The following is a 16,977-nucleotide window of genomic DNA, read 5'->3' as shown; positions in this document are numbered from 1 at the left end:
GCGAGGTCAGTTGGACTCGTCCTCGTCGTACCCGCTGTAGAAGTGGGCGCCGTCGAATCCGGGGACGGTGTCCTTGAGGGACAGGCCGAGCTCGGTGAGCTTGTCCTTGACCTCGTCCACCGACTTCTGACCGAAGTTGCGGATGTTCATGAGCTGCGTCTCCGACAGGGCGACGAGCTCGGACACCGTGTTGATGCCCTCCCGCTTGAGGCAGTTGTAGCTGCGGACCGACAGGTCGAGGTCCTCGATCGGGGTCTGCAGCTCGTTCGAGAGCACCGCGTCGACCGGCGCGGGGCCGATCTCGATGCCCTCGGCCGCCGTGTTCAGCTCGCGAGCAAGACCGAACAGCTCGACCAGCGTGCGGCCGGCCGACGCGATGGCGTCGCGCGGCGAGATCGCCGGCTTCGTCTCGACGTCGACGACCAGGCGGTCGAAGTCCGTGCGCTCACCGGCACGCGTCGCCTCGACGCGGTAGGTGACCTTGAGGACCGGCGAGTAGATCGAGTCGATCGGGATCTGACCGGCCTCGCTGAACTCGGAACGGTTCTGCGTGGCCGACACGTAGCCACGGCCACGCTCGATCGTCAGCTCGAGCTCGAACCGCGCGGTGTCGTTCAGGGTCGCGATGACGAGGTCCGGGTTGTGGATCTCGACACCGGCCGGAGCGGAGATGTCCGCTGCGGTGACCTGACCGGCACCCTGCTTGCGCAGGTACGCGGTGATCGGCTCGTCGTGCTCCGAGGAGACGACGAGGCTCTTGATGTTGAGGATGATCTCGGTGACGTCTTCCTTGACACCGGGCACGGTGCTGAACTCGTGGAGGACACCGTCGATGCGGATGCTGGTGACGGCCGCGCCGGGGATCGAGGAGAGGAGCGTGCGGCGCAGCGAGTTGCCGAGGGTGTAACCGAAGCCCGGCTCGAGCGGCTCGATGACGAATCGCGAGCGGTACTCGGAGATCGACTCCTCGGTCAGGGTGGGGCGCTGTGCAATGAGCACTGTGGGATTCCTTTCGGCGGAGTGTCCGCTATATGACACTCGGCGGTACGACGGGGCCGACCGGGCCCCGACGGGTCTGTTGAGTTGTGATCACGCGCACGGTCGGGCCGGGAGGGCCCGGCGTGTGCGATCGAACGACCAGGAATGGCCGGCCCCGCTCGCTCCCGTTGCGGGCACGAGCGGGGGACGGCCGGTTGCTCCTCGCGTCAGACGCGGCGGCGCTTCGGCGGACGGCAGCCGTTGTGCGCCTGGGGGGTGACGTCGTTGATCGAGCCGACCTCGAGGCCAGCGGCCTGGAGCGAGCGGATCGCGGTCTCGCGACCCGAGCCCGGGCCCTTGACGAAGACGTCGACCTTCTTGACACCGTGCTCCTGCGCCTGACGGGCAGCGGACTCGGCGGCGAGCTGCGCCGCGAACGGCGTCGACTTGCGCGAACCCTTGAAGCCCACGGCACCCGAGGACGCCCAGCTGAGGACGGCACCCGACGGGTCGGTGATGCTGACGATGGTGTTGTTGAACGTGCTCTTGATGTGGGCCTGGCCCACGGCGACGTTCTTCTTCTCCTTGCGACGCGGCTTGCGCGCGGCAGTCTTGGGGGTAGCCATGATGATCTCCTATCGGGCCTTCTTCTTGCCTGCCACGGTGCGCTTCGGTCCCTTGCGGGTACGCGCGTTGGTCTTGGTGCGCTGACCGCGCACCGGGAGACCACGACGGTGGCGGAGACCCTCGTAGCTACCGATCTCGACCTTGCGGCGGATGTCGGCGGCGACCTCGCGGCGGAGGTCACCCTCCACCTTGTAGTTGCCCTCGATGAAGTCACGGAGGGCGACGAGCTGGTCGTCGGTCAGGTCCTTGACGCGGATGTCACCGGAGATACCGGTCTCGGCGAGTGCCTGGACCGCGCGGGTACGGCCGACGCCGTAGATGTACGTGAGTGCGATCTCCACGCGCTTCTCGCGCGGGATGTCGACGCCTGCTAGACGTGCCATGTGCTGGCTGCTCCTGTTGTCGATGGAGGTGTGGCGCAGTACCGGTGCCCGGGCCTCCGCCCCGAGGTGTCCCCCGTGGCCGGAGCCGCGGGATCTGGTACTGCGTGTTCAGTGTTGAGTTGTGGGTCCTGCTGGGAGCTCAGCCCTGGCGCTGCTTGTGGCGCGGGTTGCTCTTGCAGATCACCATGACGCGGCCCTTCCGGCGGATCACTCGGCAGTGCTCGCAGATGGGCTTGACGCTGGGGTTGACCTTCATGGTTGTTTCCTCGTGCTCGCTGGCTTCGTGCCCGGCGGGTTCGCCGAGCCGTTCCTTTCCAGCTCGCGGATCACTTGTAGCGGTAGACGATCCGGCCGCGGGTCAGGTCGTACGGGCTCAGCTCCACGATCACGCGGTCCTCGGGGAGGATGCGGATGTAGTGCTGGCGCATCTTCCCGGAGATGTGCGCGAGGACCTTGTGTCCGTTGGTCAGCTCAACGCGGAACATCGCGTTGGGCAGAGCTTCGAGCACCGAGCCCTCGATCTCGATGACGCCGTCTTTCTTGGCCATAGCCTCACTGTCGCTTGGTTGGATGAACCGGTGTGATCCCCGAGCCGGTCTGCGGGTCGGGCGCCACGCCGCTGGGCATGGCACACCAAAGATCAACCTTATGTGATAGACCCGCGATTGCCAAGTGCAGCACGGCAGGCCCGCACGCGCGGACCCCACGAGTGGGGCTTCCGCTGGCTCCCTGAGCGTTCCACAGTGGTTTGACGGGCCGCTCCGGGGTCCCGGCGACGGTCCCGACCGTAGCCTGGCCGACGACCCGGTCGCGCGGCCGCTGCCGACGCCGGACCACCGAACGGAGACCACGTGCCGAACGCGCCCCGCCGCCCCATCGCCAGCCACGGGCGCCTGCCGCGCCGTCGCGGGTGGGCGACCGCCGCCACCGTCGTCGCCTCGGCCCTGGCGGTGGTGCTCGTGAGCGGGACGAGCGTGGCGGCGATCGCGGGAGCACAGCTCGCAACCGCGCCGCACACCGTGCAGCTGAGCAAGGACGACCAGAACACGGCGAAGGTCGCGGACATCACCGCGATCAAGGGCGGCGCGAACATCCTGCTCATCGGCAGCGACACCCGGATCGGGCAGTTCGACTCGGACGAGGACGTCGAGGGCGCCCGGAACGACGTCACGATCCTGGTCCACATCTCGCAGGACCACCAGCAGCTCACGGCCGTCAGCTTCCCCCGCGACCTGAAGGTGCCGATCCCGGCGTGCACGAACCCGCAGACCGGGACGACCTACCCCGCCGCGAGCAGCGAGCTCATCAACGAGTCCCTCGGCCACGGCGGCGTCTCGTGCGTGGTCGACACGGTGGAGAACCTGACCGGCCTGACCATCCCGTACGCCGGCCTCATCACGTTCGACGGCGTCATCGAGATGTCGAACGCGCTCGGCGGCGTCGACGTCTGCGTCGCGAAGCCGATCGACGACACCTACACGGGGCTGCAGCTCTCCGCCGGCCAGCACACGCTCACCGGCCAGGACGCGCTCGCGTTCCTCCGCAGCCGGCACGGTGTCGGCGACGGCAGTGACCTCGCCCGGATCAGTTCGCAGCAGGTCTTCCTGTCCGCGCTCCTGCGCAAGGTGACCTCGGACGGCACGCTCTCGAACCCGATCCTGCTCTACAAGCTCGCCGGGGCGGCCCTGTCGAACATGACCCTGTCCGACGGCCTCGCGCAGACCCGCACCCTCGTCGGGCTCGCCTCGACCCTCCGCGGCATGAGCACGTCGAACATGCTGTTCGTGCAGTACCCCGTGGTCGACGACCCGTCGGACTCCGCGCACGTGCTCGTGTCCGAGGAACCCGCGCACGCGCTCAACGTCGCGCTGCAGCAGGACCAGAAGACCTCGCTGACCGACTCGACCACGGGCCGCGCGTCCGCCGAGGCGCCCGACGCGGGCGGGACCCCGGCAGCGGGCTCGACACCCACACCGACCGAGGCCCCGGCGACGGGAGCACCGGCCACCGGATCGTCCTCCGCACCGGCCACGGGCGGGACCGCCGCGACGTCGACGCCGAGCGCGACCCCGCTGCCCTCGAGCATCACCGGGCAGAGCGCCTCCGAGCAGACCTGCTCCGTGGGCAACTGACCGCACCGGTCGGGGGCGTCCTCCGGCCGAGCGGGCGGCGGGCGGACGGGCGCGAGTCTCGCGCTGACGGACGAGACTCGCCTCCCGGAGCGCGAGTCGTGTCCGTCGGGCCGAGACTCGCCCGAGGGACACCGCACGCCGCGAGCCGCGGACGCCGGCGGACCGCAGCGGGCGCGCGCCGGGTGGGACGTGCCTCCAGGCCGTCGCCGGACCAGAGTCGGGGGCGAGCCGCGCTACGGGACGGGGACCGGTGTCACGCCGAGCGGCTCGAGACCGGCCGCACCGCCGTCCGAGGCAGTCGTGACCCAGATGCCGTCGGCGTGCACCGCGACGGTGTGCTCCCAGTGCGCCGCGTCCGAGCCGTCGAGCGTGCGGATCGTCCAGTCGTCGTCGTCCGTCGAACTGTCGATCGTCCCGGCGGTGACCATCGGCTCGATCGCGACCACGAGACCGGGCCGGACCGCCGGACCAGCGCCGCGGACCCGGTAGTTGAAGACGGGTGGGTCCTCGTGCATCGAGCGGCCGATGCCGTGCCCGGTGAAGTCCTCGATGATGCCCCAGGCACCGGTCTCGTCGATGGCGTCCTCGATGACCGCGCCCACCTCGTTGAGGTTCCGAGCGTGCGCGAGGGCCGCTATCCCGTGCCAGAGCGCACGCTCCGTCGTGTCGCAGAGCGTCTGCCGAGCGGCCGTGCGCGCCGCGTCGCCCCCGGGCACCACGAGCGTGAACGCGCTGTCGCCGTTCCACCCGTCGACCTCGGCGCCGGCGTCCACCGACACGATGTCGCCGGGCTGGACGACGCGCTCCCCCGGGATGCCGTGGACGACCTCGTCGTTGACCGAGACGCAGAGCGTGTGCCGGTACCCCGGCACGAGCTGGAAGTTCGGGACGCCGCCGCCGTCCCGGATGGTGCGCTCGGCGATCGCGTCGAGCTCACCGGTCGTGACGCCGGGACGGATCGCCGCACGGACGGCTGTCAGGGCCGCCTCGGTCAGCAGACCGGGGCGCACCATCGCCCGGAGCTCGTCCGGGGTCTTGTAGATCGACGGCTTGCGACGACGCACGAGGGTGGTCAGACGCCCGCGGGTCAGACGCCGGCGCCGAGGCCGCGCGAGACGAGCGCGGACTGGATGCGGTCGCCGACCTCGTCGATGCCGCCGAGACCGTCCACCTCGACCACGAGACCGCGGTCGGCGTAGGTCGCCACGATCGGGGCGGTCTCGTTCGTGTAGACCTCCTGCCGACGGCGGATGGTCTCCTCGTTGTCGTCGCTGCGACCCTGATCCTCGGCGCGCTTGAGCAGCCGGCCCACGAGCTCGTCCTGGTCCGCGACGAGCTGCACGACCGCGTCGATCCCGGTGCCCTGCTCGGCGAGCAGCGCGTCGAGGTACGCGACCTGGCCGACCGTGCGGGGGTACCCGTCGAGCAGGAAGCCCTGCTCGGCGTCGGACTCGGACAGCCGGGACTTCACGAGTTCGTTGGTCAGCTCGTCCGGGACGTAGTTGCCCGCGTCCATGATCGCCTTCGCCTGCACACCGAGCGGCGTGCCCTCGGAGACGTTCTTGCGGAAGATGTCACCCGTCGAGATCGCGGGGATTCCGAACGACTCGGCGATGCGACCGGCCTGGGTGCCCTTCCCGGCTCCGGGAGGTCCGACGATGATGAGGCGTGCGCTCAACGGAGAAGCCCTTCGTAGTGACGTTGCTGCAGCTGCGAGTCGATCTGCTTCACGGTCTCGAGACCGACACCCACGATGATGAGGATGCTCGCGCCGCCGAACGGGAAGTTCTGGTTCGCGCCGAACAGCGCCAGTGCTGCCAGCGGGATGAGCGCGATGAGACCGAGGTAGAGCGAGCCGGGCAACGTCACCCGGGTCAGGACGAAGTCGAGGTACTCGGCCGTCGGACGGCCGGCCCGGATGCCCGGGATGAAGCCGCCGTACTTCTTCATGTTGTCGGCGACCTCTTCGGGGTTGAAGGTGATCGCGACGTAGAAGTACGTGAAGCCGACGATGAGCAGGAAGTACAGGACCATGTAGAACCAGTTGTCACCCGAGGTCAGGTTGTTCTGGATCCAGGTCACCCAGGCCGCCGGCTCGGAGCCGTCGGACGGCTGGTTGAACTGCGCGACCAGGGCCGGCAGGTACAGCAGCGACGAGGCGAAGATGACGGGCACGACGCCGGCCATGTTCACCTTGATCGGGATGTAGGTGTTGTTGCCGCCGTAGGTGCGTCGACCGACCATGCGCTTGGCGTACTGGACGGGGATGCGTCGCTGCGACTGCTCGACGAACACGACGGCCATCATGATGACCAGTCCGACGAGGATGACGAACAGGAACAGCTCGAACGACTGCGACTGCTCGATCGCCCAGAGCGCCGACGGGAACTGCGCCGCGATCGACGTGAAGATGAGGAGCGACATGCCGTTGCCGATGCCGCGCTCGGTGACGAGCTCGCCCATCCACATGATGAGGCCGGTACCGGCGGTCAGCGTGACGACCATCAGCATGATCGCGTACCAGCTGTCGTTCGAGATGATCGACGAGCAGGAGGCCGAGGCGTTCGTGCCGAACAGGGCACCCGAGCGGGCGACCGTGATGAGCGTCGTGGACTGCAGCACGCCGAGCGCGATGGTGAGGTAGCGCGTGTACTGCGTCAGCTTCGCCTGGCCGGACTGGCCCTCCTTGTAGAGGGCGTCGAAGTGCGGGATCACGACGCGCAGCAGCTGCACGATGATCGACGACGTGATGTACGGCATGATCCCGAGCGCGAAGACCGAGAGCTTCAGCAGCGCGCCACCGGAGAACAGGTTGATCAGGTCGTAGAGCCCGCCGGAGGACGAGGCGCTCGCGAGGCAGCTCTGCACCGAGGCGTAGTCGACGAACGGTGCGGGGATGTACGACCCCAGGCGGAACAGCGCGATGATCGCGAGGGTGAAGCCGATCTTCTTGCGAAGATCTGGGGTGCGCATGATGCGCGCGACCGCTCTGAACACGAGGACTCCGAACTTCTGGGACCGCACGGCCCGAGCGGGCTCGTCACGGTTCGGTCGGCAGCGCCGACCCGGCCGTCGGACGACGGCCACTGTCAAGGAAACCGTAACGGCGGCCCGTGCGCAAACGCACGGGCCGCCGACGGGGGTTACTGGGAGACGGTGCCGCCAGCAGCCACGATCTTCTCGGCGGCGGACGCCGAGACCTTGTCGACCGAGACCGTGAGCTTCACGCTGATGTCACCCTGACCGAGAACCTTGACCTTCTCGTTCTTGCGGACGGCGCCCTTGGCGACCAGGTCCGCGACGGTGACGTCGCCACCGTTGGGGTAGAGCTCCGCGATCTTGTCCAGGTTCACGACCTGGTACTCGACGCGGAACGGGTTCTTGAACCCGCGGAGCTTCGGGGTGCGCATGTGCAGCGGCATCTGCCCACCCTCGAAGCCGACCTTGACCTGGTAGCGGGCCTTCTGACCCTTGGTGCCACGGCCCGCGGTCTTGCCCTTCGAGCCCTCACCGCGACCCACACGGGTGCGGTCCTTCTTGGCGCCCGCAGCGGGGCGGAGGTGGTGCAGCTTCAGCACCTGCACGCGCTCGTTCTTCTCGTCGCTCATGCGTCGACCTCCTCGACCTTCACGAGGTGCGCGACCGTCGCGATGTACCCGCGGTTCTGGGCGTTGTCCTCACGCAGGACCGTACGGCCGATGCGCTTGAGGCCCAGGCTGCGCAGGGTGTCGCGCTGGTACTGCTTCTCGCTGATAACGGACTTCGTCTGCGTGATCTTCAGCATCGCCATCACGCACCTGCCTTCTCGGTCGCGGCACGCAGGGCCGCGGCCTCGGCGTGGAGCAGACGAGCCGGGACGACCCGGTCGACGTCGAGGCCACGACGGCTCGCGACGGCGCGGGGCTCCTCGAGCTGCTGCAGCGCCTCGACGGTCGCGTGCACGATGTTGATGGTGTTCGACGAACCGAGCGACTTGCTCAGGACGTCGTGGATGCCGGCGCACTCGAGCACGGCGCGGACCGGACCACCGGCGATGACACCGGTACCGGCAGCGGCCGGACGCAGCAGGACGACACCGGCAGCGGCCTCACCCTGCACCGGGTGCGGGATGGTGTTGCCGACGCGGGGGACGCGGAAGAAGTTCTTCTTCGCCTCCTCGACGCCCTTCGAGATCGCGGTCGGGACTTCCTTCGCCTTGCCGTAGCCGACACCGACGAGGCCGTTGCCGTCACCGACGACGACGAGCGCCGTGAAGCTGAAGCGACGACCACCCTTGACGACCTTCGAGACGCGGTTGATGGTCACCACGCGCTCGAGGAACTGGCTGTCGCCACCGCGGTTGTTGCGGTCACGACCCTGCTGACGGTCACGCCCGCCGCCACGACGGCCGCGCTGGTCGGCGTTGTCGCGGTTGTTGGACGCAGAGCCCGCGGCGGTCTCGACCGGACGCTCGGCGACCGCAGCAGCGTCGGCTGCCGGGGCCTTGGTCTCGGCCGCTTCGTTGTTGTTCGCGATGTCGCTCACAGGTTCAGCCCTCCTTCACGGGCACCATCGGCGATCGCGGCGACGCGACCGGCGTACTTGCTACCACCGCGGTCGAAGACCACGGCCTCGACGCCGGCGGCCTTCGCGCGCTCGGCGAGGAGCTCGCCGACGCGACGGGCCTTGGCCGTCTTGTCGCCGTCGAACGAACGGAGGTCGGCCTCCATCGTCGAGGCGCTGGCCAGCGTGTGGCCCTGCGCGTCGTCGATGACCTGGACGAACACGTGACGCGACGACCGGAAGACAGCGAGACGCGGACGCGACTCGGTGCCGGTGATCTTCTTGCGGAGACGGTTGTGACGGCGCGCCTTGGCGGCCGACTTGCTCTTTCCTCGGATACCGAGAGCCATGATCACTTACCTGACTTTCCGGCCTTGCGGCGCACGATCTCGCCGGCGTAGCGGACACCCTTGCCCTTGTAGGGCTCGGGCTTGCGCAGCTTGCGGATGTTGGCAGCCACCTCGCCGACGGCCTGCTTGTCGATGCCCGACACGGTGAGCTTGTTGTTGCCCTCGACGGCGAAGCTGATGCCCGCCGGCGGCTCGACCGTGATGGGGTGGGAGTACCCGAGCGCGAACTCGACGTTGCTGCCCTTGGCCTGCACGCGGTAACCGGTGCCGACGACCTCGAGGCCCTTGGAGTAGCCCTGGGTCACGCCGAGGATGTTGTTCGCGATGAGCGTGCGGGTCAGGCCGTGCAGGGCACGGGACTCACGCTCGTCGTCCGGGCGGGTGACGAGGACCTGGTTCTCCTCGACCTTGGCCTGGATGGGCTCGGCAACGGTGAGCGCGAGCTCACCCTTGGGGCCCTTGACCGCCACGGTCTGGCCGTCGATGGAGACGGTGACGCCGGCGGGGATGTCGATGGGGAGACGTCCGATTCGAGACATTGTCGATCACCACACGTAGGCGAGGACTTCCCCACCCACGCCCTTCTGCTCGGCTTCACGGTCGGTGAGCAGTCCCGAGGAGGTCGAGAGGATCGCCACGCCGAGGCCACCGAGGACCTGGGGGATCTCCGTCGACTTCGCGTAGACCCGGAGACCGGGCTTCGAGACGCGCTTGATGCCGGCGATCGAACGCTCGCGCTCGGGGCCGTACTTGAGGTCGATCGTGAGGGTCTGGCCCACGCGGGCGTCCTCGATCTTCCACTCGCTGATGTAACCCTCGCGCTTGAGGATCTCGGCGATGTTCTTCTTCAGCTTGGAGCTGGGAAGCGAGACGGCGTCGTGGTGCGCCGAGTTCGCGTTCCGCAATCTGGTCAGCATGTCTGCGACCGGATCGGTCATCGTCATGATGGTCGTCCATTCTTCGCCTGGTTTCGACACCCGTTCCACGAATGCCGACCTGAGCGATCGGGGTGATCCCGGAGCGGTTCCCCGGGATCGGTGTGTTCAAGGGTGCGGGCCGGAGGACGTGAATCCTCCGGCCCGCACCGCCCGAAGTATCTTAGACCGTCTGCTCGGCAGAACGGAACGGGAACCCGAGCTGGCGGAGCAGCGCGCGGCCCTCGTCGTCCGTCTTCGCGGTGGTCACGACGGTGATGTCGAAACCACGCACGCGGTCGATGCGGTCCTGGTCGATCTCGTGGAACATCGACTGCTCCGTGAGACCGAACGTGTAGTTGCCGTTGCCGTCGAACTGCTTGTCGCTGAGTCCGCGGAAGTCGCGGATGCGGGGCAGGGCGAGGGTGACGAGGCGGTCGATGAACTCCCACGCGCGGTCACCGCGGAGGGTGACGTGCGCGCCGATGGCCTGGCCCTCACGCAGCTTGAACTGCGCGATGGACTTGCGGGCCTTGGTCACGACCGGCTTCTGACCCGTGATCGCCGTGAGGTCCTTGACGGCCCCCTCGATGATCTTCGAGTCGCGAGCCGCCTCGCCGACGCCCGTGTTCACGACGACCTTGACCAGGCCGGGGACCTGGTTGACGTTCGCGTACCCGAACTGCTCGGTGAGGGCAGCCTTGATCTCGTTCTTGTACTTCTGCTTGAGGCGCGGCTCGACCTTGGTCTCCGGCGCGGCAGTCGTGTCGGTCATCAGAGCTTCTCACCCGACTTCTTGGCGTAGCGGACGCGGACGGTCTTGGTGACGCCGTCCTTCTCCACCTGTTCGGTACGGAAACCGACGCGGGTCGGCTTCTTGGTCTTCGGGTCGACGATCGCGACGTTCGAGACGTGGATCGGAGCCTCGTGCTGCTCGATGCCACCGGTCTTCGAACCGCGCTGCGTCTGGCCGACGCGGACGTGCTTCGTGACGAAGTTCACGCCCTCGACGACGACCCGGTTCTTGTCCTTGAGGACCTCGATGACCTTGCCCTGCTTGCCACGGTCGCCGCCACGCTCCTGCTTGGCGCCCGTGATGACCTGGACGAGGTCACCCTTCTTGATGTTCGCCATGGCTTACAGCACCTCCGGCGCGAGCGAGATGATCTTCATGAACTTCTTGTCACGGAGCTCACGACCGACCGGACCGAAGATGCGCGTACCGCGCGGGTCGCCGTCGGCCTTGAGGATCACTGCCGCGTTCTCGTCGAACTTGATGTAGGAGCCGTCCTGGCGACGGGTCTCCTTCTTGGTGCGAACGATGACCGCCTTGACGACGTCACCCTTCTTCACGTTGCCGCCGGGGATGGCGTCCTTCACCGTGGCGACGATGACGTCACCGAGACCGGCGTAGCGACGACCCGAGCCACCGAGCACGCGGATGGTCAAGATCTCCTTGGCACCCGTGTTGTCGGCGACCTTCAGGCGGGATTCCTGCTGAATCACTGCTGTCTCCTATTCCGAAGCAGGCCGGGGCCTACTTGGCCTTCTCGAGGATCTCGACCAGGCGCCAGCGCTTGGAGGCGCTGAGGGGACGGGTCTCGCTGATCACGACGAGGTCGCCGACACCCGCGGTGCCGAGCTCGTCGTGGGCCTTCACCTTGGACGTGCGGCGGATGATCTTGCCGTAGAGCGCGTGCTTCACGCGGTCCTCGACCTCGACCACGATGGTCTTGTCCATCTTGTCGCTCGTCACGTAGCCGCGACGCGTCTTGCGGTAGCCGCGGGTCGAGGCGGCGGAGTTCTTCTCTTCGTTCGCCATCAGTTCTCCTCGGCGGTAGCGGCCTCGGTCGACTCGGCGGCCTTGTCAGCCTTCTTCGTCGTCTTCTTGGCCTTGGTGGCGGTCTCGACGGGCGCGGGGGTGGCACGGATGCCGAGCTCGCGCTCGCGGAGGACGGTGTAGATGCGTGCGATGTCGCGCTTGACGGCACGGAGACGACCGTGGCTCTCCAGCTGGCCGGTGGCCGACTGGAAGCGGAGGTTGAAGAGTTCCTCCTTGGCCTTCTTGAGCTCGTCAGCGAGACGCTCGTTCTCGAACGTGTCGAGCTCCGTCGGACGGAGCTCCTTGGAACCGATCGCCATTACGCGTCGCCCTCCTCGCGCTTGATGATGCGTGCCTTGAGGGGCAGCTTGTGGATTGCACGGGTCAGCGCCTCGCGGGCGATGTCCTCGTTGACGCCGGAGAGCTCGAAGAGCACACGACCCGGCTTGACGTTGGCGACCCACCACTCGGGCGAGCCCTTACCGGAACCCATGCGGGTCTCAGCCGGCTTCTTGGTCAGCGGACGGTCCGGGTAGATGTTGATCCACACCTTGCCGCCACGCTTGATGTGACGCGTCATGGCGATACGAGCGGACTCGATCTGCCGGTTCGTCACGTAGGCCGGGGTGAGGGCCTGGATACCGAAGTCGCCGAAGCTGACCTTGGTACCGCCGGTGGCCTGACCCGAACGCTTCGGGTGGTGCTGCTTGCGGTGCTTGACTCGACGGGGAATAAGCATGGTTACGCCTCAACTCCTGCGCCGGCCGGCGCGTCCTGCGGGGCCTGCTGCTGACGGCCGCCACGGTCGCCGCCACGGCGGTCGCCGCGCTCGCCACGGGGGCCGCCACGACGCTCCGGGCGCGACGAACGCTGGTTCGCCTGCTCGCGAGCGAGCTCCTTGTTCGTGATGTCGCCCTTGTAGATCCAGACCTTCACGCCGATGCGGCCGAAGGTGGTCCGAGCCTCGTAGAAGCCGTAGTCGATGTTCGCGCGGAGCGTGTGCAGGGGCACGCGGCCCTCGCGGTAGAACTCCGAGCGGGACATCTCGGCGCCGCCGAGGCGGCCCGACACCTGGATCCGGACACCCTTGGCGCCGGCGCGCTGTGCACCCTGCAGGCCCTTGCGCATGGCGCGACGGAACGCGACACGAGCGGAGAGCTGCTCGGCGATACCCTGCGCGACGAGCTGGGCCTCGGTCTCGGGGTTCTTGACCTCGAGGATGTTGAGCTGGATCTGCTTCTTGGTGAGCTTCTCCAGCTCGCTGCGGACGCGCTCCGCCTCGGCGCCGCGGCGGCCGATGACGATGCCCGGACGCGCCGTGTGGATGTCCACGCGGACGCGGTCACGGGTGCGCTCGAGCTCGATGCGGGCGACACCGGCGCGGTCGAGGGTCTTCTTCAGGTACTCGCGCACCTTGATGTCCTCGGCCACGTAGTCGGCGTAGCGCTGACCGGCCTTCGTGCTGTCGGTGAACCAGTGCGAGACGTGGTCCGTCGTGATCCCGAGACGGAAACCGTACGGGTTGACCTTCTGGCCCATTAGTTGCTCGCCTTCTTGCTCGTGGCGGCAGCCTCGACCTCATCCGGCGTCGCGAGGACGACCGTGATGTGGGAGGTGCGCTTGTTGATCCGGAAGGCGCGGCCCTGGGCGCGCGGCTGGAACCGCTTCAGGGTCGTTCCCTCGTCGACGAAGACGCGGCTCACGTAGAGGTCGCGCTCGTCCAGGAAGCTGTTCGTCGAGTCCGCCTTCACCCGGGCGTTCGCGATCGCCGAGGCGACCAGCTTGTACACGGGCTCCGAAGCGGCCTGCGGGGCGAACTTCAGGATGGCGAGCGCCTCGTGGGCCTGCTTGCCGCGGATCAGCTCGATGACGCGACGGGCCTTCTGAGGCGTGACGCGGATGTGTCGCACGCGTGCGATCGACTCCACCATTTCGTTCCTCCTCTGCGTCCCCGCGTTAGCGGCGACGGCCCTTCTTGTCGTCCTTCACGTGACCACGGAAGGTGCGGGTCGGCGCGAACTCGCCGAGCTTGTGACCGACCATCGACTCGGTGACGAACACCGGGATGTGCTTGCGGCCGTCGTGCACGGCGATCGTGTGTCCGAGCATGTTCGGGACGATCATCGAGCGACGCGACCACGTACGGATCACGTTCTTGGTGTTGGCCTCGTTCTGCGTGACGACCTTGCGGAGCAGGTGCTCGTCGACGAAGGGGCCCTTCTTCAGACTGCGTGGCATCTTCTGAACTCCTACTTGCGCTTCTTGCCGGCGTTACGCCGACGGACGATGAGCTTGTCGCTCGGCTTGTTCGGCTTGCGCGTGCGACCCTCGGCCTGGCCCCAGGGGCTGACGGGGTGACGACCACCGGACGTCTTGCCCTCACCACCACCGTGCGGGTGGTCGACCGGGTTCATCGCGACACCACGCACGGTCGGGCGGACGCCCTTCCAACGCATGCGGCCGGCCTTGCCCCAGTTGATGTTGGACTGCTCGGCGTTGCCGACCTCGCCGATGGTGGCGCGGCAGCGGGCGTCGACGTTGCGGACCTCGCCCGACGGCAGACGGAGCTGCGCGTAGGGGCCGTCCTTGGCGACGAGACGCACCGAGGCACCGGCGGACCGGGCCATCTTCGCGCCGCCACCGGGACGGAGCTCGATCGCGTGGATCACGGTACCGACCGGGATGTTGCGCAGCGGCAGGTTGTTGCCGGGCTTGATGTCCGCGCCGGGACCCTGCTCGACGACGTCGCCCTGCTTGAGCTTGTTCGGCGCGATGATGTAGCGCTTCGTGCCGTCCACGTAGTGCAGGAGCGCGATGCGCGCCGTGCGGTTCGGGTCGTACTCGATGTGCGCGACCTTGGCGTCGACGCCGTCCTTGTCGTGACGACGGAAGTCGATCACGCGGTACTGGCGCTTGTGGCCACCACCGATGTGACGGGTCGTGATGCGGCCGGAGCTGTTGCGGCCACCGGTCTTCGGCAGCGGACGAAGCAGCGACTTCTCCGGCGTCGAACGGGTGATCTCAGCGAAGTCGGCGACCGACGAGCCGCGACGACCAGGGGTCGTCGGCTTGTAGTTACGAATAGCCATGATTTATCCCTCTGGTCCTCAGCCGACAGCCGTGAAGATGTCGATCGAACCGGACTTGAGCGTCACGATGGCACGCTTGGTGTCCTTGCGCTTGCCCAGGCCGAACTTCGTGCGACGGGTCTTGCCCGGACGGTTCAGCGTGTTGATGCTCGCGACCTTGACGTCGAAGATCTTCTCGATGGCGAGCTTGATCTCGGTCTTGTTCGAACGGGGGTCCACGATGAACGTGTACTTGCCCTGGTCGATCAGGCCGTAGCTCTTCTCCGAGACGACCGGCGAGATGATGATGTCGCGCGGGTCCTTGTTGAAGCCGCTCATGCGGAGATCTCCTTCGCGGTCTTCGACGCGATGAATGCGTCGAGGGCGCTCTTGCTGAAGACGAGGGCGTCGGCCTTGAGCACGTCGTAGGCGTTGAGCTGGCCGTACGAGAGCGCGTGGACGTTCGGCAGGTTGCGGACGGACTTGAGCGTGAGCTCGTCGTCCGACTCGAGCACGACGAGCACGTTCTTGACGGGCGCGACCTTCTCGATGAGCGTGCGGGCGGTCTTGGTCGACGGCGTCTCAGCCGCGACGAAGCCCTCCACAGCGGAGATGCGGCCACCGCGGGCGCGGTCCGAGAGCGAGCCGAGCAGCGCAGCGGCGATCATCTTCTTCGGGGTGCGCTGCGAGTAGTCGCGCGGGGTCGGTCCGTGGACGACGCCACCGCCGGTGTGCTCCGGTGCGCGGACCGAACCCTGACGGGAGCGGCCGGTGCCCTTCTGCTTGAACGGCTTGCGACCAGCACCGCGGACCTCGCCGCGGTTCTTGGTCTTGTGGGTGCCCTGACGCGCGGCTGCGAGCTGCGCGGTGACGACCTGGTGGATCAGCGGGACGTTCGTCTCGACGTCGAAGAGCTCGGCGGGCAGCTCGATGCTGCCGGCGACGGCTCCGGTCGCGTCGAGGACGTCGATCGTGGTTGCGGTCTCGGTGGCCATGATCACTTACCCTTCACGGCGGTACGGACGAAGACGGAGCGGCCACGAGCACCGGGGACGGCGCCCTTGACGAGCAGCAGACCCTTCTCGGCGTCGACGGCGTGCACCGTGAGGTTGAGGACGGTCACGCGCTCGCCACCCATGCGACCAGCCATGCGCATGCCCTTGAAGACACGCGACGGGGTCGACGAGGCACCGATCGAACCGGGCTTGCGGTGGTTGCGGTGCGCACCGTGCGAAGCGGACACACCGGCGAAGCCGTGGCGCTTCATGACACCAGCGAAGCCCTTGCCCTTCGACGTCCCGACGACGTCGACCTTCTGGCCGGCCTCGAAGGTGTCGACGGTGAGCTCCTGGCCGAGCGAGTACTCGGCGGAGTCGTTGGTGCGGATCTCGGTGAGGGTGCGACGCGGGGTCACACCAGCAGCCTCGAAGTGGCCGGCAGCCGGCTTGTTGACCTTGCGCGGGTCGATCGCACCGGCGGCGATCTGGATCGCCTCGTAGCCGTCGCGCTCGACGTTGCGGATCTGGGTGACCACGTTCGGGCCGACCTCGATCACGGTGACGGGGATGAACTTGTTGTTCTCGTCCCACACCTGGGTCATCCCGAGCTTCTTGCCGAGGAGGCCCTTGACGGTCTTGGTTGAGTTCGCCATCAGTCCAGCCCCCTTACAGCTTGATCTCGATGTTGACGTCCGCCGGGAGGTCGAGTCGCATGAGCGAGTCGACGGCCTTCGGCGTCGGGTCGACGATGTCGATGACCCGCTTGTGCGTGCGCTTCTCGAAGTGCTCGCGCGAGTCCTTGTACTTGTGGGGCGAACGGATCACGGTGACCACGTTCTTCTCGGTGGGGAGCGGCACCGGGCCGACCACGGTCGCACCGGCACGGGTCACCGTGTCGACGATCTTCCGGGCCGACGTGTCGATGACCTCGTGGTCGTACGACTTGAGCCGGATGCGGATCTTCTGTCCCGCCATGTGTCTCTTGTCCTCTCTGCGCCGCGCACCCTCGGGCCGCCTGACGCCGCCGTGCCGTGCATTCCTGCAGGGCTTGGCTGTTTTCCTGAACCAACCGGCCGCATCCGCTGGGGATGACCGCTGTTCTCCTGTCAACCGCGCAGGGCGACCGGGGCCGTCCAGCGTGGGCATGTCGCTTCCCCGGCGCC

The 16,977-nt window shown here is 67.6% G+C and carries 29 protein-coding genes; 1 reads left to right on the top strand and 28 read right to left on the bottom strand.

What is annotated here, in order from left to right; translation table 11 throughout:
* Window positions 1-6: 6 nt before the first annotated feature.
* The 5 genes from HUN59_RS01970 to infA form a co-directional block, all read right to left on the bottom strand.
* Window positions 7-999 (bottom strand): DNA-directed RNA polymerase subunit alpha, encoded by a 993-nt coding sequence (locus HUN59_RS01970; RefSeq protein WP_058742348.1) that lies wholly within the window; start codon window positions 997-999, stop codon window positions 7-9.
* A gap of 206 nt (window positions 1,000-1,205) precedes the next feature.
* Complete coding sequence (rpsK, locus tag HUN59_RS01965; protein WP_017885507.1) at window positions 1,206-1,604, bottom strand: 30S ribosomal protein S11; 399 nt, start codon at window positions 1,602-1,604, stop codon at window positions 1,206-1,208.
* 9 nt (window positions 1,605-1,613) lie between these two features.
* Window positions 1,614-1,988 carry a 30S ribosomal protein S13 gene (gene rpsM, locus HUN59_RS01960; protein ID WP_058742347.1) on the bottom strand — a complete coding sequence of 125 codons (375 nt, stop codon included), beginning with the start codon at window positions 1,986-1,988 and terminating at the stop codon, window positions 1,614-1,616.
* Between the two features lie 139 nt (window positions 1,989-2,127).
* A complete protein-coding gene (gene rpmJ / locus HUN59_RS01955) occupies window positions 2,128-2,244 on the bottom strand; it encodes a 50S ribosomal protein L36 (protein WP_022903266.1) in 117 nt (38 codons plus the stop codon).
* 70 nt (window positions 2,245-2,314) lie between these two features.
* A complete protein-coding gene (gene infA / locus HUN59_RS01950; protein WP_017885509.1) occupies window positions 2,315-2,536 on the bottom strand; it encodes a translation initiation factor IF-1 in 222 nt (73 codons plus the stop codon).
* Between the two features lie 303 nt (window positions 2,537-2,839).
* On the opposite strand from infA, the gene HUN59_RS01945 reads away from it, so the two are divergent.
* Window positions 2,840-4,120 carry an LCP family protein gene (locus HUN59_RS01945; protein ID WP_174777344.1) on the top strand — a complete coding sequence of 427 codons (1,281 nt, stop codon included), beginning with the start codon at window positions 2,840-2,842 and terminating at the stop codon, window positions 4,118-4,120.
* A gap of 233 nt (window positions 4,121-4,353) precedes the next feature.
* On the opposite strand, the gene map is transcribed toward HUN59_RS01945, so the two are convergent.
* The 23 genes from map to rpsJ all read right to left on the bottom strand — a co-directional run bounded on the left by map (window position 4,354) and on the right by rpsJ (window position 16,789).
* Window positions 4,354-5,184, bottom strand: coding sequence for a type I methionyl aminopeptidase (map, locus tag HUN59_RS01940; protein ID WP_288466890.1), 831 nt, complete (start codon window positions 5,182-5,184; stop codon window positions 4,354-4,356).
* 23 nt (window positions 5,185-5,207) lie between these two features.
* The gene (locus tag HUN59_RS01935; protein ID WP_058742345.1) at window positions 5,208-5,798 is read right to left on the bottom strand and encodes an adenylate kinase; all 591 of its coding nucleotides are present in this window, start codon (window positions 5,796-5,798) and stop codon (window positions 5,208-5,210) included.
* Complete coding sequence (secY, locus tag HUN59_RS01930; protein ID WP_058742353.1) at window positions 5,795-7,117, bottom strand: preprotein translocase subunit SecY; 1,323 nt, start codon at window positions 7,115-7,117, stop codon at window positions 5,795-5,797. The genes HUN59_RS01935 and secY overlap by 4 nt, the downstream gene beginning before the upstream one ends.
* Before the next feature lie 146 nt (window positions 7,118-7,263).
* Window positions 7,264-7,728: a 50S ribosomal protein L15 gene (gene rplO / locus HUN59_RS01925; protein ID WP_058728270.1), complete on the bottom strand. Its 465-nt coding sequence runs from the start codon at window positions 7,726-7,728 to the stop codon at window positions 7,264-7,266.
* On the bottom strand, window positions 7,725-7,910 hold the full coding sequence (gene rpmD, locus HUN59_RS01920; RefSeq protein ID WP_031273241.1) for a 50S ribosomal protein L30: 186 nt from the start codon (window positions 7,908-7,910) through the stop codon (window positions 7,725-7,727). Before rpmD ends, rplO begins: the two co-directional genes overlap by 4 nt.
* On the bottom strand, window positions 7,910-8,635 hold the full coding sequence (gene rpsE / locus HUN59_RS01915) for a 30S ribosomal protein S5 (RefSeq protein ID WP_058742352.1): 726 nt from the start codon (window positions 8,633-8,635) through the stop codon (window positions 7,910-7,912). The genes rpmD and rpsE overlap by 1 nt, the downstream gene beginning before the upstream one ends.
* 5 nt (window positions 8,636-8,640) lie before the next feature.
* Entirely contained in the window at window positions 8,641-9,012 is a 372-nt protein-coding gene (rplR, locus tag HUN59_RS01910; protein WP_058742351.1) for a 50S ribosomal protein L18, read from the bottom strand.
* Between the two features lie 2 nt (window positions 9,013-9,014).
* Entirely contained in the window at window positions 9,015-9,551 is a 537-nt protein-coding gene (rplF, locus tag HUN59_RS01905) for a 50S ribosomal protein L6 (protein WP_058742344.1), read from the bottom strand.
* 6 nt (window positions 9,552-9,557) lie between these two features.
* The gene (rpsH, locus tag HUN59_RS01900) at window positions 9,558-9,956 is read right to left on the bottom strand and encodes a 30S ribosomal protein S8 (protein ID WP_058725384.1); all 399 of its coding nucleotides are present in this window, start codon (window positions 9,954-9,956) and stop codon (window positions 9,558-9,560) included.
* A 154-nt stretch (window positions 9,957-10,110) separates the two neighbouring features.
* Window positions 10,111-10,701 carry a 50S ribosomal protein L5 gene (gene rplE / locus HUN59_RS01895; RefSeq protein ID WP_058742343.1) on the bottom strand — a complete coding sequence of 197 codons (591 nt, stop codon included), beginning with the start codon at window positions 10,699-10,701 and terminating at the stop codon, window positions 10,111-10,113.
* A complete protein-coding gene (gene rplX / locus HUN59_RS01890) occupies window positions 10,701-11,060 on the bottom strand; it encodes a 50S ribosomal protein L24 (protein ID WP_058742342.1) in 360 nt (119 codons plus the stop codon). The genes rplE and rplX overlap by 1 nt, the downstream gene beginning before the upstream one ends.
* A gap of 3 nt (window positions 11,061-11,063) precedes the next feature.
* Window positions 11,064-11,432, bottom strand: coding sequence for a 50S ribosomal protein L14 (gene rplN / locus HUN59_RS01885; protein ID WP_017885523.1), 369 nt, complete (start codon window positions 11,430-11,432; stop codon window positions 11,064-11,066).
* A 31-nt stretch (window positions 11,433-11,463) separates the two neighbouring features.
* Complete coding sequence (gene rpsQ / locus HUN59_RS01880; protein ID WP_058728266.1) at window positions 11,464-11,748, bottom strand: 30S ribosomal protein S17; 285 nt, start codon at window positions 11,746-11,748, stop codon at window positions 11,464-11,466.
* Window positions 11,748-12,068 carry a 50S ribosomal protein L29 gene (gene rpmC, locus HUN59_RS19920; protein ID WP_058742341.1) on the bottom strand — a complete coding sequence of 107 codons (321 nt, stop codon included), beginning with the start codon at window positions 12,066-12,068 and terminating at the stop codon, window positions 11,748-11,750. Before rpmC ends, rpsQ begins: the two co-directional genes overlap by 1 nt.
* A complete protein-coding gene (gene rplP, locus HUN59_RS01870) occupies window positions 12,068-12,487 on the bottom strand; it encodes a 50S ribosomal protein L16 (RefSeq protein ID WP_022903279.1) in 420 nt (139 codons plus the stop codon). Before rplP ends, rpmC begins: the two co-directional genes overlap by 1 nt.
* 2 nt (window positions 12,488-12,489) lie before the next feature.
* A complete protein-coding gene (rpsC, locus tag HUN59_RS01865; RefSeq protein WP_058742340.1) occupies window positions 12,490-13,287 on the bottom strand; it encodes a 30S ribosomal protein S3 in 798 nt (265 codons plus the stop codon).
* Window positions 13,287-13,679: a 50S ribosomal protein L22 gene (rplV, locus tag HUN59_RS01860; protein WP_058742339.1), complete on the bottom strand. Its 393-nt coding sequence runs from the start codon at window positions 13,677-13,679 to the stop codon at window positions 13,287-13,289. The genes rpsC and rplV overlap by 1 nt, the downstream gene beginning before the upstream one ends.
* A 25-nt stretch (window positions 13,680-13,704) precedes the next feature.
* Complete coding sequence (gene rpsS, locus HUN59_RS01855; RefSeq protein ID WP_017885529.1) at window positions 13,705-13,986, bottom strand: 30S ribosomal protein S19; 282 nt, start codon at window positions 13,984-13,986, stop codon at window positions 13,705-13,707.
* Between the two features lie 11 nt (window positions 13,987-13,997).
* The gene (gene rplB / locus HUN59_RS01850; RefSeq protein WP_022903282.1) at window positions 13,998-14,837 is read right to left on the bottom strand and encodes a 50S ribosomal protein L2; all 840 of its coding nucleotides are present in this window, start codon (window positions 14,835-14,837) and stop codon (window positions 13,998-14,000) included.
* Between the two features lie 18 nt (window positions 14,838-14,855).
* Window positions 14,856-15,155 (bottom strand): 50S ribosomal protein L23, encoded by a 300-nt coding sequence (rplW, locus tag HUN59_RS01845; protein WP_058742338.1) that lies wholly within the window; start codon window positions 15,153-15,155, stop codon window positions 14,856-14,858.
* Complete coding sequence (gene rplD / locus HUN59_RS01840; protein ID WP_058742337.1) at window positions 15,152-15,811, bottom strand: 50S ribosomal protein L4; 660 nt, start codon at window positions 15,809-15,811, stop codon at window positions 15,152-15,154. Before rplD ends, rplW begins: the two co-directional genes overlap by 4 nt.
* Window positions 15,812-15,813: 2 nt before the next feature.
* Window positions 15,814-16,467 (bottom strand): 50S ribosomal protein L3, encoded by a 654-nt coding sequence (gene rplC, locus HUN59_RS01835; protein WP_022906340.1) that lies wholly within the window; start codon window positions 16,465-16,467, stop codon window positions 15,814-15,816.
* Between the two features lie 13 nt (window positions 16,468-16,480).
* Window positions 16,481-16,789, bottom strand: a complete 309-nt coding sequence (gene rpsJ, locus HUN59_RS01830; protein WP_022903286.1) for a 30S ribosomal protein S10 — start codon at window positions 16,787-16,789, stop codon at window positions 16,481-16,483.
* Between the last annotated feature and the right edge of the window lie 188 nt (window positions 16,790-16,977).

The organism is Curtobacterium sp. Csp2 (assembly GCF_013347165.1).
This window is presented reverse-complemented; position numbering and strand designations above follow the sequence as displayed.